We start from the raw sequence: 25,454 nt of genomic DNA on the forward strand, positions 1-25,454 counted from the left end.
GATGCCCTATTTTGCCCTATTTTGGGCGCTTTTGCAGCTTTCTGGCCTGCTTCCGGGAAATCTTAGGGCAAGGAAAACGGGCGTAGCATCTTGATCGGAAAAGGGTTTTAGGGTTTCCGGTCAGACACTAGATAGCTGACTGACTTCGGCGGGTTCCTGCTTCATCGAGCGGCTTAAGGCCGCATCTCCACAGGCTAACAAGCGGTATCCCCGCTCTAAAACATTGATCGCGCCGACATGATCGGCATGATTTTCGTAGTGGCATTGCACGCACACAAACCGTGCTTGCGTCTGGCGGTTATCTGCCGATACATGATGGCATTCTGGGCATTCTTGACTGGTATAATGCGGCGGCACGGCAAACAACATCCCGCCCTTCCATGCCAGCTTGTAGTCAAGTTGCCGTCGAAATTTACCCCAGCCTTGGTCGAGAATGGCTTTGTTTAAGCCGGATTTCTGGGCAACGTTTTTACCGGGGTTTTCTGCTGTGCCTGCCGCTGACTTGGACATATTCCGTACCTGTAAATCTTCGATGAACACGAACGCGTGGTTTTGGCTGAGCGTGGTCGTCGCCTTGTGCAGGAAATCGCGGCGGGCGTTGGCGATTTGCGTGTGAATTTTTTGAACTTTAACTTGGGCTTTTTTCCAGTTGTTGCTGAACTTTTGTTTGTGCGCCATGCGCCGTTGGTATTTGGCGAGTTTGGCGGCTTTGGTTTTGAAGCTGTTGCGCGGTTCGAGGTACGTACCGTCGGAGAACGTGGCAAAACGGGCTATACCAAGGTCGATGCCGATGGCTGTCGTGGCTTGAGAGGCGATTTTCTCCACTTCCCGCTGAGTTTGGATGCTGACAAACCATTTGCTGCCCTTGCTGGAAACCGTAACATTGCGCAGTTCTCCCAGCACATCGCGGCTGTTGCGGTAGCGTATCCAGCCCAGTTTCGGCAAGAAAAGTCGGCTATTGCCTGGGTCGAGCTTGATTTGTTTGGGGTCAGGATAACGGAAGCTGTCACCGCTGCCTTTACGCTTGAAGCGGGGGAAATCAAGGTGTTTTGCCATTGCCACGTAACCGATGAATTTTTCGCCCGCTTCATGGTTGGCTTGCTGCAACGCTAATGCCTTGTTGTAAACGAAGCGGCATGACCCAGCAAAACGGCGTAGTTGACGCTGTGTTTCACCATTGGGCATGAGTTCGTATTTGAAGGCTTGTAGTCGTTGCATCCTCATATTGTAGTTTGGTCTATGAGTTAATGACAACGACGCTTTATGGTCGCCCAGTTATTTTGCGGGTAGCTGTGACGGTGCCCCTATTTCTCTCATTCACCAATACATTGAGCAGCAGCAGACACCACACTAAACACTCCGAACATAGGGCGGCTTCGCCACCCGCGCTATCCTCCCCGACCTGAAGGACGGGGTTTGCCGCGCAACCTGATCAAGCTCATGCCGTTCATGCTAATTTCAGTCAGCTTATTATCAGGTTGTAATTCACTATGTGGCATACTATAAAAAGTGTGTCCTGTGACGTAATCTGATAATGACTCAAGAAAAGGAGTTTCGACCGCATGAAAGCAAAATCATTAATCGTGCTATTACTGGCCGGTATCTGGGGGGTTGGTAGTTGGTGGTGGTATACCTGCAAAGTCAAAGGCTTCTGCGAAGTCGACACCACTGCTGCACAAATGGCGAGCGGCACGGCGGCAACAGGTGTAACAGCATTGGCAAGTGCTGACGCTGACCAGACTAACCAAGGTGGTGCTCAAACAGGCGCTGATGAGGCCGATAAAGCGGACGCTGAACAAGCTAAAGCCGATGCCGATAAAGCGGACGCTGAACAAGCTAAAGCCGACGCCGACAAAGTGGACGCTGAACAAGCTAAAACCGATGCTGATAATGCTGCCGCTGAACAAGCTAAAACCGATGCGGATAATGCTGCCGCTGAACAAGCTAAAGCCGACGCCGACAAAGCAGCGACTGAGCAAACACAAACTGGTGATGCGGATAAAGCTGCCACTGAACAAGCTAAAGCGGATGCTGATAATGCTGCCGCCGAACAAGCCAAAGCAGATGCTGATAATGCTGCCGCCGAACAAGCCAAAGCCGATGCCGATAACGCTGCGGCTGAACAGGCTAAGGCAGATGCTGACAAAGCTGCCGTTGAACAAGCCAAAGCCGACGCCGATAAAGTTACCATGGAAACCGACAGTACCACGCAAGGCAGTGATATTGGCCCAGCCACACTGACATTCCCTACCGGATCTGCCAACCCAAAACTGGCTGATTCAACCCAAGCCTACTTTGAAAAAGTTGCCCAATTCCTGAAAGACAACAGCAGTGCCACTGTCACGATTGTCGGGCACACCGACAGTCAGGGTAATCCTGCCAGAAACAAGGCGCTGGGTTTGAAACGTGCTGAAATGCTCCAGAAAACACTGGTTGATCTTGGTGCACCCAAAGACCGTGTGACAGCCTCTTCCCAAGGCGCTGACCAGCCGATTGCGGACAACAATACCGAGGAAGGCCGCAAAAAGAACCGTCGCGTTGTTATTACCCCTGCAAAATAAACTGAATTGGAGTTGTCACCATGTTTACAGACATTACAAGCCGTCACCCTGACATGACCAGCGCCAGTCTGGATGTCACCATTCTGCTCGCCGGTGCCTTTCTGCTAGGGTTCCTGTTCTGTTATTTCCGCAACCGCTCAAACGACGGGGAGTAAGCAATGAAGCAGACAAGTGCTGACTACACCTTTGGTATTGCCAGTTTGGAAATCGTCCTGCTATTGCTGGGTTCCTTTTTACTCGGCATGTTGCTGTGCTGGCTGTTACGCAAACTGGGAATTTGCTGTGCAGTGCGAAAAACAGAACCAGAGTACAGACGCGCCTCGCTAAGCACGCCATCCACCACACAAGAAGGTGGACGTACCCCACGCAAATTTCCAGGGGAAGAACTCAAGGGTGGCGGTTACACGGCAGACATCAACAGTCTGTTGCGTACCCGTGACCCCGTAACCCCACCAGCATCCCGCACGCCAGACACCTCAGCCGCTGGCATCACAACCGCAGCAGTAACAGCGTCGGTAACTTCGAGAGCTGGCATGGGTGGGACAATAGGTCACAAGGATGACCTGAAAAAGCTGGAAGGCATTGGTCCTAAAATTGAGCAGGTACTCAATGCAGCAGGTATCTATAATTTTGCGCAACTGGCCAGCATGGCACCTGACGAGATCAAACCTGTGCTGGAAGAAGCGGGTAATCAATTCAAGATGCACGACCCTAAAAGCTGGCCCTACCAAGCAGAATTAGCCAACAAGGGTGAGTGGGAACGCCTCAAGGAATACCAGAGCCTGTTGATCGGCGGAAGTATTTAACGCTTATTCCCCTAAAAACCGGCAGATATTGCCGGTTTTTTTGCTAGCAGGACGCTAGCAGCCGTCACTATATGCATAAGGAATGACAATCATGGATACTGCCAATACCCCGTACACTTTCGGCATGGCAACAGGGGAAATTATTATCCTGCTACTGCTGACGTTTTTCTTGGGTATGCTACTGTGCTGGTTGCTACGCCAAATGGGATTGTGCTGCACCCACAAAAAAACGACAACAAGCAAGTTGCACAACCTCAATATGAACTTGCCCCAGCCAACGCCCACACTTGCTAAATCAGAGGCATACATACCCAAGGTCAAAGTCCAATACAGACTGACTGATATTCCAGCCGCTGAGACCACCGTTAGCCTCCCGGACATTGAGTTACGCAAACCCATCATCGACCCGCCTGACAAGGATATTGAAATGGAATCACCACAGGTAGAGCCGCAGCATAGTGCGCCATCAAGTAACCGTATCGAACTGCTCACTATTGACCCACTGCTAACAGCAATCGACCCGCACAAACCCATTATCGACCCACCCGACATGGAATCCCACCCAAGCCCGGGCACAAGCGGCAACCTGTTCAATGACTGGCTGCACAAAGCCAAAGACAGCGTGGAACACCTCACTGAAAAAGCCACGCCAGCCACCAATGACTGGCTGCACAAAGCCAAAGACAGCGTGGAACACCTCACTGAAAAAGCCACACCAGCAGCTAACGAATGGCTCAACAAGGCCAAGGAAATCGGCAATGGTATCGCCGCTAAAGGCAGCACCATCGGCTCATCCGAAGCCCTGAGCAAGGGCAGCTCCACCCTAGCAGCACTCGCCGCCAGTGCCAAGGAACTTACCGAAAAGCTCGCCAGCAATCTGTCGAGCAAGCAAGATGACCTGCAAAAACTGGTCGGCATTGGCCCCACGTTTGCTTCGGTATTGCACCGGGCAGGCATCTACACCTACAAGCAACTGGCGGAAACCTCCCCGCAGAAACTTCAGGCATTGCTGATTGTGGAAGACGAACAATTCAGTAAGCACGACACCTCAAGCTGGCCGAGACAAGCTGCTCTGGCAGCCTATGAAGAGTGGGAACAACTCAAGGCTTACCAAGACAGTCTCCTAAACGCCTAGGCTTTAAAAGCACTGCGCAGGTACTGCACCATCGACCAGAGGGTCAGTACCGTCGCAATCGCCAACGCCACCATGCCCCATTCCCGCAACGGGAACATACCCAACAAGGTCTGGTTATAGAGCAGGAAGATCAACGCGATAATTTGCGCGGTGGTTTTTAGCTTACCAATAAACGCCACCGCCACTTTGGAACGGCTACCAGATTCCGCCATCCATTCACGCAACGCTGAAATCACAATTTCACGCCCAATGATGATGATCGTCGCCGAAGTAATCCAGATATTGGCTTCGCGTTCTACCAGCAAAATCAATGCCACTGCTACGATCAGCTTGTCCGCCACCGGGTCAAGGAATGCGCCGAAACGCGATTCCTGCTGCCATAACCGCGCCAAATAACCATCCGCCCAATCGGTTATCCCTGCGATCCCAAACAAGGTTGCAGCCGCCAGTGGAGCCCAAGGGCGATCCAGATAAAACAGAAACACCAACAGCGGAATAAACGCAATCCGCAGCCATGTCAGCAACACTGGCAGGTTGAAAATCATATCAACTCTCATCTCCATTAAAGAAATCATAAATCTTGCGAGCCAAAGCCTGGCTCACACTAGGCACTTTCGCCAACTCTTCCACACTCGCGCGTTCAATCGCTTTCAAGCCACCAAACTGTTGCAGTAATACCTGCCGCCGCTTCGCACCCAAACCCTCAATCTGTTCCAGGGGCGATTGGGTACGTGCTTTCTGGCGGCGGGCGCGATGCCCGGTAATCGCGAAACGATGCGCCTCATCACGGATTTGCTGGATCAAATGCAAGGCGGCGGAATGTTCCGGCAAAGCCAAACGCCCAGTGCCCTGTTCGATGATCAACGTTTCCAGACCCGGCTTGCGCCCTTCACCTTTCGCTACACCGATGACGTTGACGCCGACTACCTGCAACTCACGCAATACATCCAGCGCTTGCGTTACTTGCCCTTTGCCGCCGTCGATAAATAGAATATCAGGGAGTTTGCCATCTTGTTCGACGGCACGACGAAATCGCCGCGTCAGGGCTTGATGCATCGCGGCGTAATCGTCACCGGGCTGGATACCCTCGATATTATACCGCCGGTATTCGGCTTTTACCGGGCCATTCAGATCAAATACTACACAGGAAGCCACTGTTGCCTCACCCATTGTATGACTGATGTCGAAACACTCCATCCGGGCGGGTAAACCATCCAGCGACAGCGCTTCCTGCAAGGCAAACATGCGTTGCTGCACCCCAGCGCGGGACAGTACCTGCATTTGCAAGGCTTGCTCGGCATTACGCTGGGCGAGCTCCACCCATTTACTGCGCTCACCACGCTGCGGCTGACGGATCACCACCTTACGCCCCTGTTTCAGGGTAAGCATGTCTGCCAACACTTCTGGCTCATCGGGTGTTTCCGATACCAGAATCTCCCCCGGCACATCATGGTTCAAATAATATTGCGCCAAAAATGAGCCAAGAATGTCCGGGGTGCTCACTTCTTCGTCTGGCAGCTTGGGAAAGAAGTTCCGGTTACCGAGATTATTGCCATTGCGCACCGTAAACACCTGCACGCAGGCCAGCCCGGAACCGACGCAAATCGCCACCACATCGACATTGCCGTTACTGCCACTGACGTATTGTTGCTGAGAAATATGCCGCAAACTCTCAATCAGGTCGCGGTATTCCGCCGCCTTCTCGAAGTTCAGGGTGTCGGCAGCATTACCCATTTTTTGCACCAGCTCATCAATCGCCTCTTGGGTACGACCTTGCAAAAATTGCACGGCATGACGGATGCTTTGGTCATAATCCTGTTTCTCAATCAACCCTACGCAAGGGCCGCTGCAACGCTTGATCTGGTATTCCAGACAAGGGCGCGAACGGTTGGCGAAATAACTGTCTTCGCATTGCCGCGCCTTGAACAGCTTTTTCATCAAATGCATGGTCTGGCGCACCGCCCCCACGCTGGGGTAAGGGCCGAAATACTGCCCCGGCTGCTTGCGTGACCCTCGGTAAAATTCGATACGCGGAAATTCCCCGGCTGTGACATGGATGTAGGGGTAGCCTTTGCCGTCTTTCAGCAAAATGTTGTAGCGTGGTGAATGCTGCTTGATCAAGTTGCTTTCCAGCAACAAAGCTTCAGCTTCGGTGTTGGTGATAGCGATTTCGACATTGCAGATTTGCTTGACCATCGCAAAGATACGCGAATGGGTCGGTGTCCCCCGAAAATAGCTCGATAGCCGGTTTTTCAGGTCTTTAGCCTTGCCGACATAGAGAATTTTGCCGTCTTTACTCAGCATACGGTACACGCCCGGCTTGTGCGGGACGGTCTTCAGGAAATCTTTGGGGTCGAATGGGGGCAAGTCGGTTTGCATAGTGGGTATTTTGCCACAGCGCGGTTGAAGTTGCGTCTGAAGTTGCCGAACATGCTTAAAAATTCCCTGCACAACACCGCTCACGTGGTTATAGTAGACGCTATACAGCATTGGGGAAACTGACTTGAATACCGAAAAATACATTGTACTGCAAAGCCGGGAGGCGGTATCAGCCACTCGCGGCGCAAACCTGACACGCAGCGGTGCTGGCGTGACCACATTCGCACAACCCGGCTCTGACATACGTCTGGAAGAGGCCGACTTGACCAAACGGGAAAGCCATGACCTGCGGCGCGACCCCCGTACCCGCGCCGTTGCCCAGCCTATGCCGCTCAAACTGATTGCCCCTATCCGGCGCATGGCTGCCGATGCAACGACACCCTCCACCCCGGAAACTTGGGGTATCAAGGCAGTCCGTGCGCCCGAGTCGCGGTTTGACGGCTCTGGCATTACCGTCGCGCTACTGGATAGCGGCATTGACCCCAATCACCCGGCATTCGCGGGCATCAAGCTGGTACAGCAAAATTTCACCGATGAAGACCCGAATGACATCGAAGGGCACGGCACACACTGTGCAGGCACCATTTTCGGCGGAGATGTCAACGGAACCCGCATCGGCATTGCCCGCAACCTCGACCGCGCCCTGATAGGCAAAGTGCTGGGCAAAAGTGCTGGCACATCTGCCACGCTGGCCAAAGCCATCCAATGGGCGCTACAGGAAGGGGCGCATGTCATCTCGATGTCGCTCGGCATTGATTTCCCCGGCTATGTAGACTCGCTGGTCAAACAAAAACGCATGAACATCAACCCCGCCACCTCGATGGCGCTGGAAGAATACCGCGCCAATATCAACCTGTTTACCGAACTGGCACGGCTGGTGCAGGCTTACAGCGCGATAGGGCAAGGTGCCATCATTGTTGCCGCCTCCGGTAACGAAAGCAGACGACCTGCGTATGAAATTGCCGTAGCGCCCCCGGCGGCGGGCGAAGGCATTATCGCTGTCGGGGCAGTCGGCGAATCTGATCAGGGCTGCACGGTCGCCAAATTCTCCAACAGCCAGGTGGACATTGCTGCCCCCGGCATGAATATCCTTTCCGCCGAAGCAGGCACCAGTAACCTGATCATGATGGATGGAACCAGCATGGCGACCCCGCATGTCGCAGGCATCGCCGCACTCTGGGCGCAACGCCAACTGGAAATGCACGGGCGGGTAGAAAACGCCAGCCTGATGGCACAACTGGTTGCCAGCGGCACTTACACCCCATTAGTGCCGGGTAGCGCAGAAGACGACGTAGGAACCGGCATGGTACAAGCCCCGTTGAACTGATAAAGCACAGACTACGGTTTTCTTGCCTTACAGCAAGGTAAGCACCTGTCAAAGTTGTTAGGGTAATCGAGTTGATCACAACATTTTTACTACCACTTGATAACGATTACAGGGTGACATCATATGAAAAATAAATGGGTATATTCCTACCACGAAGGTGACGGCAAAAACAAACAACTACTGGGCGGCAAGGGCGCAAACCTGTGCGAAATTACGCAGATCGGCCTCAATGTTCCGCCCGGCTTTGTCATTAGCACCGACGCCTGCCTGAGCTACCTCGCCCAACCTGAACACCAGTTGCCCGAAGGCGTCATGGCACAAACCCGCGAGCAGATGGCGACGCTGGAAAGCGCCACCGGCAAACGCTTCGGCAGCGCTACCGACCCGCTGCTGGTATCCGTGCGTTCCGGCTCGGCAATGTCCATGCCCGGCATGATGGATACCATCCTCAACCTCGGGCTGAATTCGCAAACCCTGCTGGGGCTAATCGCCCATACCCGCAACGAACGCTTTGGCTACGATTCCTACCGCCGCTTCATCCAGCTCTTCGGTAAAGTGGCGCTGGGTGTGCCGGACGAGTTGTTCGACGAACAGTTTGAAGCCGTGAAAAAAAACGTCGGCGCAGAATCCGATGTGGGCTTGCAAGCCAATGACCTGAAAGACATCAGCGAACGCTTCCTCGCCGTGGTGCGCCACCACACCGGCAAGCCGTTCCCCGAAGACCCTTACGAACAGCTCGAAATCGCCATCAAGGCGGTCTTTGGTAGCTGGTCGGGCAAACGCGCAGTCGACTACCGCCGCGAATTCCACATTACCCCGGAAATGGCCAACGGCACGGCGGTCAACGTCGTCACCATGGTATTCGGTAATATGGGCAATGACTGTGCCACCGGCGTCGGCTTCACCCGCAACCCCGCTACCGGCGAAAACATGCTGTACGGCGAATACCTCACCAACGCGCAGGGCGAAGACGTGGTAGCCGGTATCCGCACCCCCAAACCCTTGCAGGAAATGGCGCGGGAAATGCCCGCTCTTTACACCCAGTTGCTCGACCTGCGCAACAAGCTGGAACGCCACTATTGCGAAATCCAAGACTTCGAGTTCACCATCGAAAAAGGTGTGCTGTACTGCCTGCAAACCCGCAACGGCAAGATGAACGCCAGCGCCATGGTGCGCACCTCGGTGGAAATGGCGCACGAAGGGCTGATCAGCGAGGAAGAAGCCCTGCTGCGCGTCAACCCGCAACATCTGGAACAAATGCTCTACCCACGGCTTGACCCGGCATTCAAGGGTACGCCGCTGGCTACTGGCCTGCCCGCTTCCCCCGGTGCTGCCAGCGGACAAGTGGTGTTTGACGCCGACCGCGCCGAGCAGTTGGGCAAGCAAGGCATCAAAGTTATTCTGGTGCGCGAGGAAACCAAGCCCGAAGACATTCACGGCTTTTTCGCCGCGCAAGGCATCCTCACCAGCCGGGGTGGCAAGACCTCGCACGCGGCAGTGGTCGCCCGTGGCATGGGCAAACCGTGTGTCGCTGGCGCAGAAGGCATCCACGTTGACGTACAACTGCGCAAGGCCTTCGTCGGCAACACCATCATCAAGGAAGGCGACGTCATCACCCTCGACGGCACGCGCGGCAGTATTTACCTCGGTGCGGTTCCCAAGGTCGAATCCGATTTCTCCGACGAACTCGTCACCCTGCTCGGCTGGGCAGACAAGGCTGCACGCCTCAAGGTCATGGCGAATGCCGACACCCCCAATGACGCGGCCCGCGCCCTCAAATACGGGGCGATGGGCATTGGCCTATGCCGTACCGAACGCATGTTCAACGCCGCCGAACGCCTCCCCATCGTCATCGACATGATCGTGGCCGACACACCTGAACAGCGGCAGGCCGCACTCGACAGGCTGTTACCCATCCAACGCGCCGATTTCAAGGAAGTGTTCAAAACCATGTCGCCGCGCCCGGTCACGGTGCGTCTGCTCGACCCGCCAATCCACGAATTCCTGCCCAGCGAACAGCAACTGGTCGATGAACTGCAACAGTTACAGCACTTGCGCCTTTCCGTACAAGGCATGGAAGTGCTGGTGGAAACCGCCAAACTGCTGGCGGGTAGCAGTGGCGAACCACTCCCTTCCAGCGTGCACGAACTCGGCGACACCCGTCTGGTCGACAGCGTAATCACCCGCAAGGAGCAAATCCTGAAAAAGGTGCGGGCACTGCGCGAAGTCAACCCCATGCTGGGGCATCGCGGCGTGCGCCTCGGCATTACGTTCCCGGAAATCTACACCATGCAGATCCGCGCGGTGCTGGAAGCGGCTGCCGACTGCACCAAGGCAGGCATCCCGGTATCCCCGGAAATCATGGTGCCGCAGGTCTGTACCGTCGAAGAACTCAAGCATGTCAAAAAGCTGGTGCAATCGGTGCATCAGCAAGTTGAAGCCACCTTTGGCGTCAAAGTTCACTACCAGTTTGGCAGCATGATGGAAGTAGTGCGTGCCTGTATGCGGGCGGACAGTCTGGCGGAAGAAGCGCAATTCTTCTCCTTCGGCACCAACGACCTGACCCAAGCCACCTTCTCGTTCTCCCGCGAAGACGCCGAGAACAAGTTCCTGCCGATGTACAACGAACGCAGCATTTTGCAGGACAACCCGTTTGAAGTGCTGGACTTAAAAGGTGTCGGGCGGCTAATGGGACTGGCAGTCGGTTGGGGACGTAGCACCCATCCCAAACTCAAGGTCGGCATCTGCGGCGAACATGGCGGGCATCCGGCCTCCATCCAGTTCTGTGACAGTATCGGGCTGGATTATGTGTCCTGCTCCGGGCCGCGCGTGCCGATTGCACGGCTGGCGGCTGCCCATGCGCAAATACTGTTGGGCAAGGAAAAAGCCAACGCTGACAAAACGGCTTAATAGCCTCACCAGCCTCCTCCGCTGGGGGGAGGCTTTTATTGGCTTTATGTACGCCAATTTGCACATCCCCCCCGCTGCCCCTACCATGAGCGTTTTCCCCGAAAACTGCCTACTATGCCAGACCTCGACATCAAAGCCATTGAAGACAAACTGGTCGCCGCCCGCACCAAGCTGATCCTCGACAAACCGTTCCTCGGGGCGTTGGTGTTGCGCCTGCCCTTGCAGATTGCCAACCCGGCATGGTGCCCGACCACGGGCACGGATGCCCGCAAGTTTTATTACAACCCCGAATACGTGCAAGAATTGCGCACCGAAGAAGCCCAGTTCGTGCTCGCCCACGAAGCCCTTCATTGCGCCCTGTCGCACTTTGCCCGCCGTGCCCACCGCGTCAAACACCGCTGGGATCTAGCCTGCGATTACGCCATTAACCCCATCCTGATTGCCGACGGCCTGAAACCACCGCCGGGCATGATCATGATGAAAGAATACGTCGGCATGACCGCCGAGGAGATTTACCCGCTCCTCGACGACAACGACATGACCGAAACGATGGATCAGCACCTGTATGACAAGGAAGACAACCCCTCCGAAGGCGGGCGTGATACCAGTGACAACCCGCTGAATAACCGCGACAAACAGGAAACTTCCACACCCAACAACCAGGATGACCAACCACAGGAATCCGAACCAGAACCCAGTGACGAGGCCGAGCCAACCGAGCCGGAGCCTTCCGAACCAGAACCCGCCGACGCGGGCGCGGGACAATCTGCCGCCCCCACCGAAACCGATAATGACAGCGGCGGGCAACAACAAGAACGCGATGAACAATCCGAAGGCGGCGAAGCCCCCCCGCCGCCACTGAACCAGCAAGAAGCTGAAGACCTCAGTGTGCAATGGCAGCAACGCCTTGCCGGAGCAGCACAACAAGCCCAGCAAGCCGGAAAACTCAGCGGCGTCATGAAACGTCTGGTGGAAGAACTGCTGCAACCACGCTTACCCTGGCGCACCTTGCTGGCGCACTACATGACCGCTGTGGCTCGCGATGATTACAGCTATGCCCGCCCCAGCTCACGGCGCGGCGACCCGGCGATTTTCCCCAGCCTGAAAAGCTACCAGATTAACGCAGTCGTCGCGCTGGACGTGAGCGGCTCAGTCAACGACAAGGAATTGCAAGACTGCCTGTCAGAAATCAACGCCATCAAAGGGCAAGTCCGCGCGGCTGTCACCCTACTCGCCTGCGATTCCGAAGTGGTGGAAGGTTTCCCGCGCCGTTTTGAGCCGTGGGAAGAAGCCACCCTGCCACAAGCCATGCCTGGCGGTGGTTCCACCGATTTCCGCCCGGTATTCGAGTGGGTAAATGCCCAAGACCAGCAGCCGGATATTTTGGTGTATTTCACCGATGCGCAAGGCTATTTCCCCAAAGCACCGCCGAACTTCCCCGTCATCTGGTTGGTAAAAGGCAAGTCCCCCGTACCGTGGGGCACAAGAGTACAACTAAACTAGTAGGGGCGTATTGCATACGCCCTCTTCCAGAGCCAACAACGCTGCCCCAAACGCGGCCTCATCATGCCGTGAAGCCAGCAACGGCGCACCAATCAGCCTTGCCCGCATCTGCATCCACGCCGGATTGCGGCTACCGCCACCGACAGTACGCAACGTTTGCGGGTAAGGTGCTCCAAGCTCATGCAGGCGTTGCCAGCCTTCCCGCTCAATCCGGCTCATGCCTTCCAGCATGGCTTGCAGAAATGGCACATCGTCTGCCGGGCGTGGCGTTAGCCGAGGCTGCAATTGCGGATCAGCATGGGGAAAGCGTTCCCCCTGCTTCACCAACGGGTAATAATCCAGCCCAGTGGGGGTTTCCGGTGTGAGCAGCGACGTCAAACGCTCCAACGCCGCCCGCGAAAAATGCTGTAACAGCACTGCCCCACCGCTATTGGATGCGCCCCCCGCCAACCACTTATCCCCCAAACGATGGCTGTAAATACCGAATTCAGGGGCAAATATCGGCTGATCACTGATGATTTTAAGCGCAATGGTACTGCCCAGCGACGTCACCGCATCGCCCAACGCGCTTGCACCTGTAGCGATGAAAGCCGCAATGCTGTCAGTGGTTCCAGCGCGACAGATCCCCGCCCCAATTTTCTCCCCCGGCACATACACTTTCGGCAACAAGCGCTCAGGAACCAGCCCCTTCACCCATTCCGGCCATGCTCGCCGCACCGGGTCATACCCCAACTTCAAACAATTATTTTCATCGCTGAAACCAAATTGCCCTGCCAGCTTGCCTGCAATCCAGTCGGCCTGATGCAAAGCGTGAGCGTGGGGTTGGTCGGGGTAATGCTCCAAGAGCCACAGCAATTTGGCGAGACTGCTGCTTGCACCGTGCGCACCGCTTTCTCTGGGGGCAATGGCTGCAATGCGCCGCGCCTGTTCCAGCGCACGCGCATCGTTGTACATCAGGGCGGGTGTGGTCGGGTTGCCAGCCACATCCGTCAGCAAAATCGTGCCGGAAGTGCCATCCACAGCGATACCTTGCAGATTTGAGCGGATAGCTGCGGGCAGTTCAGCCATGACTTGCTGCACAGCAGCCCACCACAATTCAGGGGTTTGCTCGGCATGGGCGGGGTAAATAACCCGCGCTTCGGCTTGCACCGCCTGATTGCCATCAATAACAATCAAGCGGCAACCAGATGTGCCTAAATCAAGACCGGCGTAGTAATTCTCGGGCAGTGCTGCGGGCAATTTCAAGCTCCTCATTGGTGGGGATAACCAAAAGCTTGAGGGTAGCAGCTTCCTGCTGGAATTCCAGAATGCCTGCGGTGTGAGCCGTATTTCTGTCAAGGTCAGGGTGTACACCAAATACCTGCAAATTCGCGCACACTTGCGCCCGGATTCGCGCCGAATGTTCGCCAATGCCGCCGGTGAATACTACGGCATCTATGCGCCCCAACACGGCGATATACGCGCCGACGTATTTTTTCACACGGTAGGCAAACATGGCTTCCGCCAGTTGCGCATCGGTATCCCCGCTATCGGCCAGTGCCTGCACTTCGCGCATGTCGCCGACGCCACACAGCCCTTTCAGGCCACTTTTTTTATTGAACAGGCTTTCCACATCATCGGCTGATAACCCGGTTTCGCGATGCAGGTAGAAATGCAGCGCGGGGTCAATGTCACCACAGCGGGTTCCCATCACCAGCCCTTCCAGCGGTGTCATGCCCATCGACGTGTCTATACTCTTGCCCCCAGCAATCGCCGCCGCGCTGCAACCATTCCCCAGATGCAGGGTAATCAGGTTGAGATCAGCCAAATCACGGTGCAAATACGCTGCCGCCTGTTGCGCCACGTACTGGTGTGACGTGCCGTGGAAACCGTAACGCCGTACCTTGTGTTGCTGGTACAGCTCGACCGGCAGCGCATAGCGGAACGCCACAGGCGGCATGGTCTGGTGAAACGCCGTGTCAAACACCGCCACCTGTGGAATGCCCGGAAACAGGCGTTGCGCCACTTCGATACCTTCCAGATTCGCTGGATTGTGTAGCGGAGCCAACGGAATCATTGCCCGGATGGTATCCACCACCGCCGCATCAATCAGCGCCGGTTGCTTGAAATGTTCGCCGCCGTGTACGACGCGATGCCCAATCGCATCAATTCCGGCAATGCCTGCTGCTTGCAAACGCTGAATAATTTGTTCCAGCGCTTCATGGTGAGAGGCCATTTCACCACCGGCTTCACCAATCCGGTCGATCAAGCCGCCCGCCAGCACTTGCTGCTCGTCCATGCCGAACACTTGGTATTTGATGGATGAGCTGCCTGCATTCAGTACCAGTATTTTCACGCTGCGGTCTCCTGTTGCGCCTGAATCGCGGTAATCACCACGGTATTTACAATATCCGTCACCGTGCAGCCTCGGCTGAGGTCGTTGACCGGCTTGTTCAAACCTTGCAAAACCGGGCCGATGGCGACGGCGTTGGCGGAACGTTGCACCGCTTTATAAGTGTTATTGCCGGTATTCAGGTCAGGAAAAATGAATACGGTGGCTTTGCCTGCGACTTCGCTACCGGGCATTTTGGAGTTGCCAATACTGGCGTCCACCGCTGCGTCGTACTGGATTGGACCATCGAGTTTCAGCTCAGGGCAACGGGCATGGGCAAGTTTGACGGCAGTACGCACTTTTTCCACGTCATCGCCTTTGCCCGATTCACCTGAGGAATACGACAGCATGGCGGTACGTGGTTCAATGCCAAACATCCGCGCCGTGTCGGACGAAGTGACGGCAATATCCGCCAACTCCGCCGCATTCGGGTTGGGGTTGACCGCGCAATCGCCGTACACCAGCACCCGGTCTTCCAGACACATGAAGAACACGCTGGACACCAGTGAGCAATCCGGCTTGGTCTTGATGATTTCAAACGCCGGGCGGATGGTGTGCTGGGTGGTATGTGCCGCGCCGGATACCATGCCATCGGCATAACCCAGATGTACCATCATCGTGCCGAAATAACTGACATCCACCATCGTATCCCAGGCGAAGGCCGGGGAAACGTTCTTGTGCTTGCGCAGCTCGTAATAAGCATCGGCAAATTCCTGCCGCCACGGCGATTTGCGCGGGTCGATAATGTCCACATGGCGCAATTTCAGCCCCAGATGCGAGGCTTTAGCACGCACGTCTTCCTCAACACCCAACAGACTGACTTGCACCACATCCCGCAAGGAAAGGATTTCAGCCGCGCGTAACACGCGCTCGTCACTGCTTTCCGGCAACACAATGTGTTTGCGCTGCGACTTGGCACGCTGGATCAGCTCGTATTCAAACATCAACGGGGTCATGCGCTGCCCGACGTTTTGAATAATCAACTGGCGCAACTGGTGCATATCCACGCAGGATTCCATCAAGCCCAGCGCCACCGCGATCTTGCGTTCGTCGGAGGGCAGGATGCTGCCTTCCACTTCGTTGACTTTCAGCGCAGTCTCGAAGGTATCCAGCGGTGAAGACAAAATAGGCAGGCGTAAAGGGTTCATGCCTTCCAGCAGCTTGCTGACCTGTGGCGCGGGTTGTTGCCCACCTGTGAGTACCAACCCGGAAATCAACGGGTAATTGCTGGACGCATCCGCCGCCAAAGTACCCAAAATAATGTCGGAACGGTCGCCGGGGGTAATGATCAGGGTACAGTTGTCCAGATGGTCGAGGAAATCCTGTACCTGCATCGCCGCCACTTTGTAGCGGGAAACTTCGTGGTTCATTGACTGCGGCGTGCCGTACAAGCAGGTGAAATGCAGAGCGCGGGCAATTTCACCCACGGTTGGGCGTCCCAGCGAACTCTTTTCTGGCAGTACGTAAAACGGGAAGCGCGAACCTTGCAGCAAGGTCGACAGCTCATCGACCTGATCGGGCGGCACGCGGTTGGCAAAAGCTGCCAGCAACTCGCAATGCTGCCCCGCGTCCAAATGTTCTTCCAGCATCCGCACCGCATCGGCAATTTCACCCGCAGTACGCCCGTGACCTTTGACGACAGGCATGAACAGGCAACCAAAATGGTTGGCAAGTCTGGCATTGAATCCCAGCTCCAGCGCGGTATTTGCCCCGGTGAAATCGGTTCCAGCGCACACCACGATGTCCATCTTTTCTTGCACGGCGCGGTATTTGGCGAGAATCAGCTTGAGCAAGTCATCGTGATGGCCTTCCGCGATCATTTTACGGGCAACGTCCAACGTCACGCCGTAGAGTTCGCTGCCTTCCATGTCCAGACCATAACGCTTGGAAATCAGGTGGATCAGCGGGTCGCGCCCGTTGTTTTCAGTAATGACCGGGCGGAAGAAACCCACCTTGGGTGTCATGGCGCGGAGCATTTCCATCATGCCCAGCACGATGATTGACTTGCCGCTGCGGGGTTCTGCCCCGGCTATGTAGATACTGTGAAACACGTGCGTCCCCTTGAGTCCCGAAATGATTTTGTGCATTGCAGCATTTATCATAAAGCAATTCGGGGGCTGCTACCAGTGGGGGATGGTTAAGCGGTATGCATACGACTTACCCCATCAGCCGCTCTACCAACCAAAACGCCCCCATCAAACCAATCAGCACAGACCCTACCTGCATGTAAGATCTTGACTGCTTTTGCTTGAACAATAACAACAACACAGGAAAAATCAGCAAAATTGCCAGCAACTGCCCAGCCTCAACACCGAGATTGAAGAACAACAATGCACTGGCCACCTGATCACCCAGCCCGATTTCCTTGAGAATGTAGGAAAAGCCGAAACCGTGGATCAAGCCAAATAGAAAAGTCACCACGACACGACGCTTCCAAGGGGAAACTGGCTGTGGCTGGTGTTGCCGCTGCAATTCGTAAAGGTTTTCAAGCGCCACGTAAACAATACTGAAGGCAATCGCCACTTCCACCCATGCAGCAGGCAGGTTGACAATATCCAGCACGGACAAGCCCAAGGTGATGGAGTGAGCCACGGTGAAAGAGGTCACCAGCGCCAACAAAGGTTTAATGCGAATGGGCAACATCAGCAGGGCAAGCAAGAAAAGTAGATGGTCAAATCCAAATAAAATATGCTTCACGCCTATCGGGAAATAATGGGTGGAGCTGAATAAGGCGCGGATTCCGCTAGCAGCTGGTGCATCCGGCGCTAATGTAGACATAGACGCCTGTTGTGATGCCTGTTGTGATGCACGCTTCTGCCATGCTGCCATGACCCTTCCGAGTGGCACCTGATGTTGGCGCTTTTCTGCCGAAAAGACAAAATCCTGGAAACGGTCGACGTTGGCAATGGCCAAACGGGTGAAATTTTGATGGTTGGGAAGCTGGTCGATAAAGAGCTTGTACTCAATCGTCAGTGTCTCAATGGCAGCGCCGCAGTCATACTCCATCTTAAATTGCTGTGAGGCAATATCATTCAGCACAAGGGTTCCAGCCGTTTTAGCCGTGCAGACGGCTTCACCATTTTTCATCACCAAGCCTTCGCGGATAGCTTGCTCCACCCCGGCCTCATCGGTATTCAGCGTCTTCAAATTGGCGATGGGAGCTGTATAAACAACCGTAAGCTGGCTGTTGCTGGTGATGAGGATACCCGTATCCGTGACACCACCGGCAACATGAGCAAAGGCCGGTGTACTCAACAACCATAGCCAACTAAACAATAATAGGTATTTAATCATGACAAACAACCAGATAAAGAAAAGAAGTGATAAGTGAGCATGTGATACTAATGCCGAAATGTGTATCAAATATGGACAAAACCAAGCTTTCAAGACATGAAAATCTCCATGACTTCTCCATATTTGCCCCTCACTTGCTCCTTATTTCACGATCAGAATGCACCCTGTCAATAAGACAATAATCTAATCCAGGAGCTACTTATGTTAAACACACCAAACAAACTGAAGTTTGCAACAGCCTTATTTCTCGCCTTTGCTACTTACGCGATGTCTTCCAATGCAGAAACAGGTCGTGGCGGCCAAGGTGGTCAAGGCGGCCCTCAAGGTGGCCCACCTCAAGAAGCCATTCAAGCTTGCGCTTCACTAACAGAAGGCACTGCTTGTAGCTTTACAGGTCGCCAAGGTGAAACGATGACCGGTTCATGCATCACCCCACCACGCGGTGAAGCATCGTTGATCTGTGCTCCTGAAGGCGGCAAAATGCCTCCTCCAAGACCTGAGAAAAGTGCAGAGTAACTGTCTGGCAACCAGCTAAACAGAAAACCGGCAAGCTTAATCGCTTGCCGGTTTTTTTTGTGGACTATTTAATAATGGGTGAACTACGCTGGTCGACAAAAGCACCCTTAACACACGTTGGCATATTGGGCGCGTCCAATGAGGCATGGTAATGATAAATGCCATCAGGGAACTCCGCTGTCGCACTGGTGTGTCCGTTACACCCGTCCAGATCAGTAGGTGTGGTCGCCACACCATTCACCATATCTGCGTAGGAATAAATCGGATAACCATCTTTCGCATAACCCGTTAAAGCCGTGCTGCTCTGGGTGATCTTGTTACCACAGTTTGCCAGATTGTCAGTACCGTGTGCCTGATGCACTTTATCAGCTGCCTCGGGAATTAAATGCCAGTGATAATAACCCGCCGGATCGTGATGCCCCCCGCAATAATCCAGTGATGGAATATTGCCACCAACAGCCGCCGCCATACCCGTAGGCCCTGTGACAACAGAAGGCGGCGTACCCGTAAAGGGAATACCATCCAATGACAGCCCGACAGGTTGCACACTACCGATCGCAGTGGGAGAAGTAGTATTTTGAGGTGTCACTGGTATCAGGTAAGTCACTGTCAACGCATCATTCGCCGAAGCATTCAGGCAAGCAGCTGTACAATTCTCTCCGGTAGTGGTTCCCAATCTTGGATCCTGAATACAAACCGTTCCGGCCACTTCATCGATCAGGTCATAACCATCTTTCGCCATGTTATCCCATAAGGTCTGGGTCAGACTCTGGAAGCCGGGGCCGCTGGCTCCATCATAAATACCCACACCACCATCCAGCATCGTGTAACCACTCGGGCAAAACGGACCTGCATCATCATCAACCAGATCGCCATTGCTGTTGTGTATCACATTGTCTTTAAAAACAAGCTTGTGACAGGTAGTGGAAGCGCCATTGCTTAATGTACAAGTCGTCGTGCCAGATGAAACAATCGACCGAAACAGGCTTACGTCAAGAATGGTGCTAGTGTCTGCGGTAGTGGAGGTAGTGGAGGCAGTCGAGGTGGTGGAGGTAGCGGTAGTGGTTGTATCCGTACTATCCACAGTACTACTCGTTGTACTACTGCTACTGTTGCATCCAGAGACAAGTGACATGGAACCCAATGCCATAATAAGTAAAGATTTTTTTAGCACCTCAGGTGAGTGCTTGGTGGAGGACAAGTTGAACATAAATTAACCCTGCTAGTATGAGTCTGTTTCCGGGTGGGCGAAATGACTGAATCGGAATCGAATTCCTATTCAGTCATTCCAACGCACTTATTGTGGTGGCAGCCCGGTAGGTGGTACGCCCCCTGCTGGTGGAACGCCGCCCGCTGGAGGTGCTCCCGCTGCGGCGGCGCTTGCAGACGTACCTTGCTCACCGTGGAAGCAGCCAATGAACGCATTATCACCCGCCGGAGCAGCATGATAATGGAAGCCACGAATAGCATCGGTATGACCACGGCATTGATCCAGATCAGTATTATCATTACCCGTGGGGTTCTTATTGGCGTAAATGCCGTAACCATCCATTGCATACCCCAACAGAGTGGCATGACCATCTTCTTGAATAGCTGACTCAGTACAGCCAGTAGCAGCGTGGTAATGGTAGCCAACATTTGGATTAACATGCCCACCACAATCGTCGAATGCAGCAATGGTATGAGCACTCAAAATAGCATCAACCGGTGCTGCCAAGGCGAACGTGACGCCAGTCAATGAAATACCGACATTGCCATTGAGCGTTGCAGGTGTCGCTAATGGAACAGGGGTTTTGGGTATCAAGACCGTTTCCGAGATACCGCCGTTAACGTAATCCAGTGAACATTCCACACAATAATTTTGATATTCCGCCGCAACATTGGGCTGTGCCGCTGCCTCACAGGCCACCTGCGTATCGGTAATCTTTACCTTACCCGTTGCCAGATCATACAGTTGCCAACTAGCATCGTTGTAAAGCGTCGGCAGATTGACAATGAAATTACCGTCAACATCGTAAGTTTCACCACTCCCATCAAGCCAAATACCCCCCTCTGTCGCGGTTGAAGTAATCGTGGGTGGGCAGAAAGGACCAACAGCATGATTGGCGGGAACACCTTTAACGCTAATCCGGTAGCATGTCGTTTGCGTCCCGCCACTCAGCACACAATCTTCCGTGGTTGCAGCCTCAACCAGCGCCCCGCTGACAAAAAGATTGGGGTTAGGCCCCTCAGTAGCATCCGATGCGCTAACGACTGTAGTAGTACCCGTGCTGGTTGCAGGGGTTGTGGTTGTTGCTGTATCTGTCCCGGTTGTCGCTGTGTCCGTCCCGGTCGTAGTGGTTAATGTCGTGGAGGAGCTACCACCGCACCCCTGTAGCCCGGCTACCAGCGTCAGACCCAGGAGTGCCCTGCGATATTGTATGTTCATATTTGCCTTCATTAAATTTTGTTAAGAATGGCTAAATATACGAGGGAAATGTGAGGGAAATATGGAGGCGGACGCTGAACGGGGTTATTCGATGGGATTTTCGGGGAATATTCGCTACGTACCCCCAGTTTACCAGATTTGGTTGAACTGGGGGCTTTTACGACAGCCTCGGTTTGGAGGCGGGGAGCGGTGGATTACACCACTCAGTCGGGATTAATGACGGGGTGGCGGTAGGTTCCGACCCGTTGTTGTGGTCGTGCTGGTGTTAGTACCTTGACGGGCTTCTGGCTTTTGGGGTGCTGCGCCTGTTGTCGTTTGTGCACCTTGAGCGGGCGTTTCAGTGTACTCAGCCACGGACAGTTGGCTGTCTGCGTCCTTGTCTTTGCTGGCAAAGTCCCACACCAAACGACCTGTTTCTGTACTACCCAATGCAGACATTTCTTCCAATGACAAAGACGCATCACTGCCAGCAATCAGGTTGAAAGCTGTGGCGGCTTGTGCTGCCGTTTTGTCAGCGAAAGCGGCGGCAAACTCTGTTGCACTGACGCTACCGCTTTTGTCAGCGTCCATCACGCCAAACATGGAGGAGGTACGTTCTACACGATGGGCATCATCCGCAGCCTTGAATTCATCGAAGGACAAGAATGTGTCAGCATTGGTATCAGCGGCGTTAAATTCTGCTGTTTTGCCAGCGAGCATCTCATCACGGGAGATAATGCCATCGCCACTGGTATCGTATTTGAGCAGCATTTGTACCATGTCACTTTGTTGTCCAAGTACGGAGTCAGCCGCGAATACAGGCGCAGACAGAACACTCGCCAAAACAGCGATAGACAGGATTGTTGTTTTCATCATTGATCACTCTATTAATTTTTAGTATTTGGGGTTTCGTTAGCAGCGCTGGGGATGCGCTGCCAACGAAGTGAATCATAGTTTGAGTAAATTGATTAATCAATGCAGTTTATTGTCATTTTAAAAACTTCACAATTCCTCCACAATTCCCCGCCATTTCTCCACAATCTCCATCACGGCTTCTTGGTAAATAAGGGTGCTTCAGGCTGCTCAGGCGTTAAGACAAATTTATATTTTTCGGGTGCTGAGTCTGCGCCAAGTTTTCGCGTGGCTGTCATCTCAAGTGACCGTTCATCCGCCGTTTTCCCAAATAACCCAACATGAAGGGTTAGCTCATTGCTAGTGGCGGAGTCGATACTCGCCAAGGCAAAGCGCCCCATAATCACCAGTTGTTCGTTAGGGGCTTGCGGTTCCTCGTGTGAAGCGACAGGTGATAGCATCAAACCTTGCAATGGCCGTGAGCCTTCCTTGTCAGTTAGCCTTACCTTTTCGTTGATAGCCGTCACAAGAGCTGCGCGGTGTTTGATGAATTCGCCCGCAGACATTTTACCGTCACCATCATCATCAATAGCATCAAAGGCTGACACGGGCAGTGACAGCACCATAAAGACACCATCGCCCTTGAAATTTAAGGTGCCGTGCTGAGCGACCATGAGGTGTGCTGATGCGTGCGGCACAATGGCCGCACTCAACACTAAGCTAGAGAGCAGAAGCTTGGCCTGAAACATCAGGCGTTTGTACTGGCTTTGCTTAGACATCTTAATACCTGTTTATGAATGAACATTATTGTGGAGGGCCGCCCGCTGGAGGAGCACCCGCGCTTGCCACTGCACCTTTCACACAACGCTGGAAGTAAGGGTAGCTGTCCGTTGCATAGTAATGGTAGATGCCGTTAGGAAATTCCGGGGTTACACCAAAACGCCCGTTACACTCATCCAGATCCCCGGAGCCTGCGACATATTGCCAGTCCTGTTTAAACGTACCCAGTGAATAAATGTCCACGGAAGGTCTGGTGTCGCTCACCGAAGTCACCAGTTGATAACTACCCGATACCTTCTTTATGGCTGAACTTGCATTAGTCGGGTCGCTGTAACCATAGCGTGCATAGATAGGGAAGCCATCTGCCGCCCAGCCGATTTGAGTCATTTTGGAGCTATTGCCACCTTTCAAGGTAATAAAACCTTCTGGCATCCCATGGTAGTGATAGGTACCATCGGGTTGAACGTGTGCGTTATTTTCATCAGCGCCAAAATCAAAACTGGTTTGTCCTAATGCTTCCAAACTCCATGCACCGCTGTTGTCGCCACCAGCACAGGAAGTACCGTAATCCGTACAAGAACCACCGGTGCCAGCATCGATTTTAATACCATTCAGAATGTGTCCCTGAGGGCCTGCTGGGCCGCCACGGGTTGTCGCGACATCTGTCTTGGTGGGTGTTAGCGTATAGCTGGCTGTGACGGTCTGTTCTGAAATCGTATTCGGATTACCGGGGTTAGGGAAAGTCCCAACCGCGTGATCAGGAATACCATTCGCCGCCAGCTCACGTGTTGTTCCCGTACAAGTCCAGGCTGAGGTACTGGTAGCATTCACCGAGCTGGATGCGTTGAATCCACTATAACTATAATCACACGCAACCCCATTGGTTGAAGTTGTGCCTGTGGTGGTGGTATTTGTCGTGGCGGTTATGACTACCTGATCGGTGGTGGTTTCTGTGCCATCACTGACGGCGACCTGAAACGTGTAGCTTCCTGCAACATCAGCCGTGAAGGTCGGGTTTACTGTAGTCATTGAATCGAGTACCGCAGCACTATTGGCAGGCACTGTCACCGCCGACCAGTAATAGGTAAGGCTGTTCCCATCTGCATCAGAGCTACCGCTGGCATTCAGGCTAACGGTAGTACCAGGCGTCACATTTTGATCTACCCCGGCACTGGCTACGGGTGCTGTATTAGAACCTGTTGTGCTGGTTGTTGTCGTTACTGTCGATGAGGAGCCGCCGCACCCCTGTAACCCAGCTATCAGTGCTAGGCTCAGCAGTGTCTTGCGATATTGTATGTTCATATTTCCCACTATTAGCGTTTGTTGGTGATAGCTAAAGATTACGGTGCAAATGTGAGGGAAATGTGGAGAGCGCAAAATAATCAGGGCTAAAGATGTTGACTACTCCCCACGGCTAAAGCCGGGGGATTCCTAATTCACCGAGAACAGGACGACGACACCGAAATGCCATCGCCACTAACATTCTCTCCAAAGGCTAACACCGCCAGCCCGGCGGCTAAAATGTTACGTGCTGCATTCACGTCACGGTCGTGGGTTGTGCCGCATTCGGGGCACTCCCACGATCGCACGTCCAGCGGCATGTTTTCTTTCACGAACCCACAGCAGGAACAGCGTTTAGTGGACGGGAAGAATCTCCCTATCTCAACGTATGTCCTCCCGTACCAGCCAGCTTTGTACGCAAGCTGGCGAGTGAACTCACCCCAACTTGCATCCGCAATGTGCTTGGCTAACGTTGGGTTCTTAATCATGTTCTTCACGGCGAGGTTTTCAGCACAAACCACTTGGTTCTCGTTAATCAGTTTGCGGGACAACTTGTGCAAGTTGTCCGAACGGTCATCGGAAATTTTCGCGTGAACACGGGCGACCTTGCGTTTAGCTTTCAACCGGTTCTTGCTGCCGAGTGTCTTCTTGGCAAGACGGCGTTGGTACTTCGCGAGTTTAGCCGCGTGTTGTGCGGTGTGGCGGGGATTACCGGATTTAAAACCGTCAGAGGTAACGAACAAATCCTTGATGCCCACGTCAATGCCTGCCTTTTTATCGGTGACGGGCAACAGCGTGGGTTCAAATTCACACAAGCAAGACACAAAATAGCGTCCGGCCTGATCTTTGGAAACAGTAACCGTGGTGGGGTCAGCCGGAAGTGCCTGACTCCACTTGATATTCAGCGGTTTATCGCACTTCGCCAGTTTCAATTCACCGTCACGGTAGCTGAACGCGCGGTACGTGAATTCAGCCGATTGGCGGTGCTTTTTAGATTTGAAGACAGGGTATTTTGCCCGACCTTCAAAGAAGTTTTTGAACGCCGTTTGCTGATTCCTCAAGCATTGTTGCAGCGGAACACTGGAAACGTCGTTCAGGAAAGTAGCTTCAGGCAGTTTTTTGATGGCAGTCAGTTGGGAACTCGCTTTCGTGTACCCAACTTTTTCCTGAGCCTGATAGTAGGCATCCGTGCGGTAACGCAAGATGCTGTTGTAAACGTAGCGCACACAACCGAACGTCTGAACCAGCAACGTTTCTTGTTGTGGGTCTGGGTAGAATCGGAATTGGTAGGCGCGTTTAGTTTTCATTATTCACAAAATATCGTATATTTCG

General features: G+C 53.8%; 21 protein-coding genes and 1 pseudogene. 9 read left to right on the forward strand and 13 right to left on the reverse strand.

Annotation, left to right across the window (positions count from 1 at the left end; genetic code table 11):
* Positions 1–120: 120 nt before the first annotated feature.
* Positions 121–1,218 (reverse strand): RNA-guided endonuclease InsQ/TnpB family protein, encoded by a 1,098-nt coding sequence (locus tag J9253_RS08055; RefSeq protein WP_228291539.1) that lies wholly within the window; start codon positions 1,216–1,218, stop codon positions 121–123.
* 43 nt (positions 1,219–1,261) lie between these two features.
* On the opposite strand from J9253_RS08055, the pseudogene J9253_RS08060 reads away from it, so the two are divergent.
* From J9253_RS08060 to J9253_RS08075, 5 genes and pseudogenes are all read left to right on the forward strand, one after another.
* Positions 1,262–1,354, forward strand: a pseudogene (locus J9253_RS08060) (transposase); the annotation flags it as partial.
* Between the two features lie 208 nt (positions 1,355–1,562).
* Positions 1,563–2,561, forward strand: coding sequence for an OmpA family protein (locus tag J9253_RS08065; protein ID WP_210224095.1), 999 nt, complete (start codon positions 1,563–1,565; stop codon positions 2,559–2,561).
* Between the two features lie 20 nt (positions 2,562–2,581).
* On the forward strand, positions 2,582–2,716 hold the full coding sequence (locus J9253_RS21125; protein ID WP_266097378.1) for a hypothetical protein: 135 nt from the start codon (positions 2,582–2,584) through the stop codon (positions 2,714–2,716).
* A gap of 3 nt (positions 2,717–2,719) precedes the next feature.
* Positions 2,720–3,367: a hypothetical protein gene (locus J9253_RS08070; RefSeq protein ID WP_210224096.1), complete on the forward strand. Its 648-nt coding sequence runs from the start codon at positions 2,720–2,722 to the stop codon at positions 3,365–3,367.
* Between the two features lie 91 nt (positions 3,368–3,458).
* Entirely contained in the window at positions 3,459–4,502 is a 1,044-nt protein-coding gene (locus J9253_RS08075) for a hypothetical protein (protein ID WP_210224097.1), read from the forward strand.
* On the opposite strand, the gene pgsA is transcribed toward J9253_RS08075, so the two are convergent.
* The gene (gene pgsA / locus J9253_RS08080) at positions 4,499–5,047 is read right to left on the reverse strand and encodes a CDP-diacylglycerol--glycerol-3-phosphate 3-phosphatidyltransferase (RefSeq protein ID WP_210224098.1); all 549 of its coding nucleotides are present in this window, start codon (positions 5,045–5,047) and stop codon (positions 4,499–4,501) included. The genes J9253_RS08075 and pgsA overlap by 4 nt on opposite strands.
* 1 nt (position 5,048) lies before the next feature.
* Complete coding sequence (uvrC, locus tag J9253_RS08085) at positions 5,049–6,881, reverse strand: excinuclease ABC subunit UvrC (RefSeq protein ID WP_210224099.1); 1,833 nt, start codon at positions 6,879–6,881, stop codon at positions 5,049–5,051.
* Positions 6,882–7,005: 124 nt separating this feature from the next.
* Between uvrC and J9253_RS08090 the strand changes: the two genes are divergently transcribed.
* The 3 genes from J9253_RS08090 to J9253_RS08100 all read left to right on the forward strand — a co-directional run bounded on the left by J9253_RS08090 (position 7,006) and on the right by J9253_RS08100 (position 12,621).
* Positions 7,006–8,208, forward strand: coding sequence for a S8 family peptidase (locus J9253_RS08090; protein ID WP_210224100.1), 1,203 nt, complete (start codon positions 7,006–7,008; stop codon positions 8,206–8,208).
* Positions 8,209–8,331: 123 nt separating this feature from the next.
* Entirely contained in the window at positions 8,332–11,118 is a 2,787-nt protein-coding gene (gene ppdK, locus J9253_RS08095; RefSeq protein WP_210224101.1) for a pyruvate, phosphate dikinase, read from the forward strand.
* A gap of 114 nt (positions 11,119–11,232) precedes the next feature.
* Positions 11,233–12,621, forward strand: coding sequence for a vWA domain-containing protein (locus J9253_RS08100; RefSeq protein WP_210224102.1), 1,389 nt, complete (start codon positions 11,233–11,235; stop codon positions 12,619–12,621).
* On the opposite strand, the gene J9253_RS08105 is transcribed toward J9253_RS08100, so the two are convergent.
* From J9253_RS08105 to J9253_RS08120, 4 genes are all read right to left on the reverse strand, one after another.
* Positions 12,613–13,860: an FGGY-family carbohydrate kinase gene (locus J9253_RS08105; protein ID WP_228291540.1), complete on the reverse strand. Its 1,248-nt coding sequence runs from the start codon at positions 13,858–13,860 to the stop codon at positions 12,613–12,615. The two genes, J9253_RS08100 and J9253_RS08105, sit on opposite strands and share 9 nt — an antisense overlap.
* Positions 13,820–14,956 carry an acetate/propionate family kinase gene (locus J9253_RS08110; RefSeq protein ID WP_210224104.1) on the reverse strand — a complete coding sequence of 379 codons (1,137 nt, stop codon included), beginning with the start codon at positions 14,954–14,956 and terminating at the stop codon, positions 13,820–13,822. Before J9253_RS08110 ends, J9253_RS08105 begins: the two co-directional genes overlap by 41 nt.
* Positions 14,953–17,043 carry a phosphate acetyltransferase gene (gene pta / locus J9253_RS08115; protein WP_210224105.1) on the reverse strand — a complete coding sequence of 697 codons (2,091 nt, stop codon included), beginning with the start codon at positions 17,041–17,043 and terminating at the stop codon, positions 14,953–14,955. Before pta ends, J9253_RS08110 begins: the two co-directional genes overlap by 4 nt.
* Positions 17,044–17,149: 106 nt before the next feature.
* Entirely contained in the window at positions 17,150–18,286 is a 1,137-nt protein-coding gene (locus J9253_RS08120) for a HupE/UreJ family protein (protein WP_210224106.1), read from the reverse strand.
* 201 nt (positions 18,287–18,487) lie between these two features.
* On the opposite strand from J9253_RS08120, the gene J9253_RS08125 reads away from it, so the two are divergent.
* Positions 18,488–18,802, forward strand: coding sequence for a hypothetical protein (locus tag J9253_RS08125; RefSeq protein ID WP_210224107.1), 315 nt, complete (start codon positions 18,488–18,490; stop codon positions 18,800–18,802).
* A gap of 64 nt (positions 18,803–18,866) precedes the next feature.
* Here the strand turns inward: J9253_RS08125 and J9253_RS08130 are convergent, their stop codons facing one another.
* The 6 genes from J9253_RS08130 to J9253_RS08155 all read right to left on the reverse strand — a co-directional run bounded on the left by J9253_RS08130 (position 18,867) and on the right by J9253_RS08155 (position 25,429).
* On the reverse strand, positions 18,867–19,886 hold the full coding sequence (locus tag J9253_RS08130; RefSeq protein ID WP_210224108.1) for a YHYH protein: 1,020 nt from the start codon (positions 19,884–19,886) through the stop codon (positions 18,867–18,869).
* A gap of 213 nt (positions 19,887–20,099) precedes the next feature.
* Complete coding sequence (locus tag J9253_RS08135; protein ID WP_210224109.1) at positions 20,100–21,230, reverse strand: YHYH protein; 1,131 nt, start codon at positions 21,228–21,230, stop codon at positions 20,100–20,102.
* Between the two features lie 213 nt (positions 21,231–21,443).
* Positions 21,444–22,085, reverse strand: a complete 642-nt coding sequence (locus tag J9253_RS08140) for an EF-hand domain-containing protein (protein WP_210224110.1) — start codon at positions 22,083–22,085, stop codon at positions 21,444–21,446.
* A gap of 170 nt (positions 22,086–22,255) precedes the next feature.
* The gene (locus J9253_RS08145) at positions 22,256–22,840 is read right to left on the reverse strand and encodes a hypothetical protein (protein WP_210224111.1); all 585 of its coding nucleotides are present in this window, start codon (positions 22,838–22,840) and stop codon (positions 22,256–22,258) included.
* A 25-nt stretch (positions 22,841–22,865) separates the two neighbouring features.
* Positions 22,866–24,143 (reverse strand): YHYH protein, encoded by a 1,278-nt coding sequence (locus J9253_RS08150; RefSeq protein WP_210224112.1) that lies wholly within the window; start codon positions 24,141–24,143, stop codon positions 22,866–22,868.
* A gap of 134 nt (positions 24,144–24,277) precedes the next feature.
* On the reverse strand, positions 24,278–25,429 hold the full coding sequence (locus tag J9253_RS08155) for an RNA-guided endonuclease InsQ/TnpB family protein (RefSeq protein ID WP_210224113.1): 1,152 nt from the start codon (positions 25,427–25,429) through the stop codon (positions 24,278–24,280).
* Positions 25,430–25,454: the final 25 nt, after the last annotated feature.

Source organism: Thiothrix litoralis, assembly GCF_017901135.1.
GTDB lineage: Bacteria > Pseudomonadota > Gammaproteobacteria > Thiotrichales > Thiotrichaceae > Thiothrix > Thiothrix litoralis.

Coding starts and splice junctions, on each gene's coding strand:
- uvrC (WP_210224099.1), bottom strand. CDS start 6,881: ATGCAAACCGACTTGCCCCCATTCGACCCCAAAGATTTCCTGAAGACC.
- J9253_RS08145 (WP_210224111.1), bottom strand. CDS start 22,840: ATGTCTAAGCAAAGCCAGTACAAACGCCTGATGTTTCAGGCCAAGCTT.
- J9253_RS08100 (WP_210224102.1), top strand. CDS start 11,233: ATGCCAGACCTCGACATCAAAGCCATTGAAGACAAACTGGTCGCCGCC.
- J9253_RS08140 (WP_210224110.1), bottom strand. CDS start 22,085: ATGATGAAAACAACAATCCTGTCTATCGCTGTTTTGGCGAGTGTTCTG.
- pgsA (WP_210224098.1), bottom strand. CDS start 5,047: ATGATTTTCAACCTGCCAGTGTTGCTGACATGGCTGCGGATTGCGTTT.
- J9253_RS08120 (WP_210224106.1), bottom strand. CDS start 18,286: ATGATTAAATACCTATTATTGTTTAGTTGGCTATGGTTGTTGAGTACA.
- J9253_RS08155 (WP_210224113.1), bottom strand. CDS start 25,429: ATGAAAACTAAACGCGCCTACCAATTCCGATTCTACCCAGACCCACAA.
- J9253_RS08065 (WP_210224095.1), top strand. CDS start 1,563: ATGAAAGCAAAATCATTAATCGTGCTATTACTGGCCGGTATCTGGGGG.
- J9253_RS08125 (WP_210224107.1), top strand. CDS start 18,488: ATGTTAAACACACCAAACAAACTGAAGTTTGCAACAGCCTTATTTCTC.
- J9253_RS08135 (WP_210224109.1), bottom strand. CDS start 21,230: ATGAACATACAATATCGCAGGGCACTCCTGGGTCTGACGCTGGTAGCC.
- J9253_RS21125 (WP_266097378.1), top strand. CDS start 2,582: ATGTTTACAGACATTACAAGCCGTCACCCTGACATGACCAGCGCCAGT.
- J9253_RS08150 (WP_210224112.1), bottom strand. CDS start 24,143: ATGAACATACAATATCGCAAGACACTGCTGAGCCTAGCACTGATAGCT.
- J9253_RS08075 (WP_210224097.1), top strand. CDS start 3,459: ATGGATACTGCCAATACCCCGTACACTTTCGGCATGGCAACAGGGGAA.
- ppdK (WP_210224101.1), top strand. CDS start 8,332: ATGAAAAATAAATGGGTATATTCCTACCACGAAGGTGACGGCAAAAAC.
- J9253_RS08070 (WP_210224096.1), top strand. CDS start 2,720: ATGAAGCAGACAAGTGCTGACTACACCTTTGGTATTGCCAGTTTGGAA.
- J9253_RS08055 (WP_228291539.1), bottom strand. CDS start 1,218: ATGCAACGACTACAAGCCTTCAAATACGAACTCATGCCCAATGGTGAA.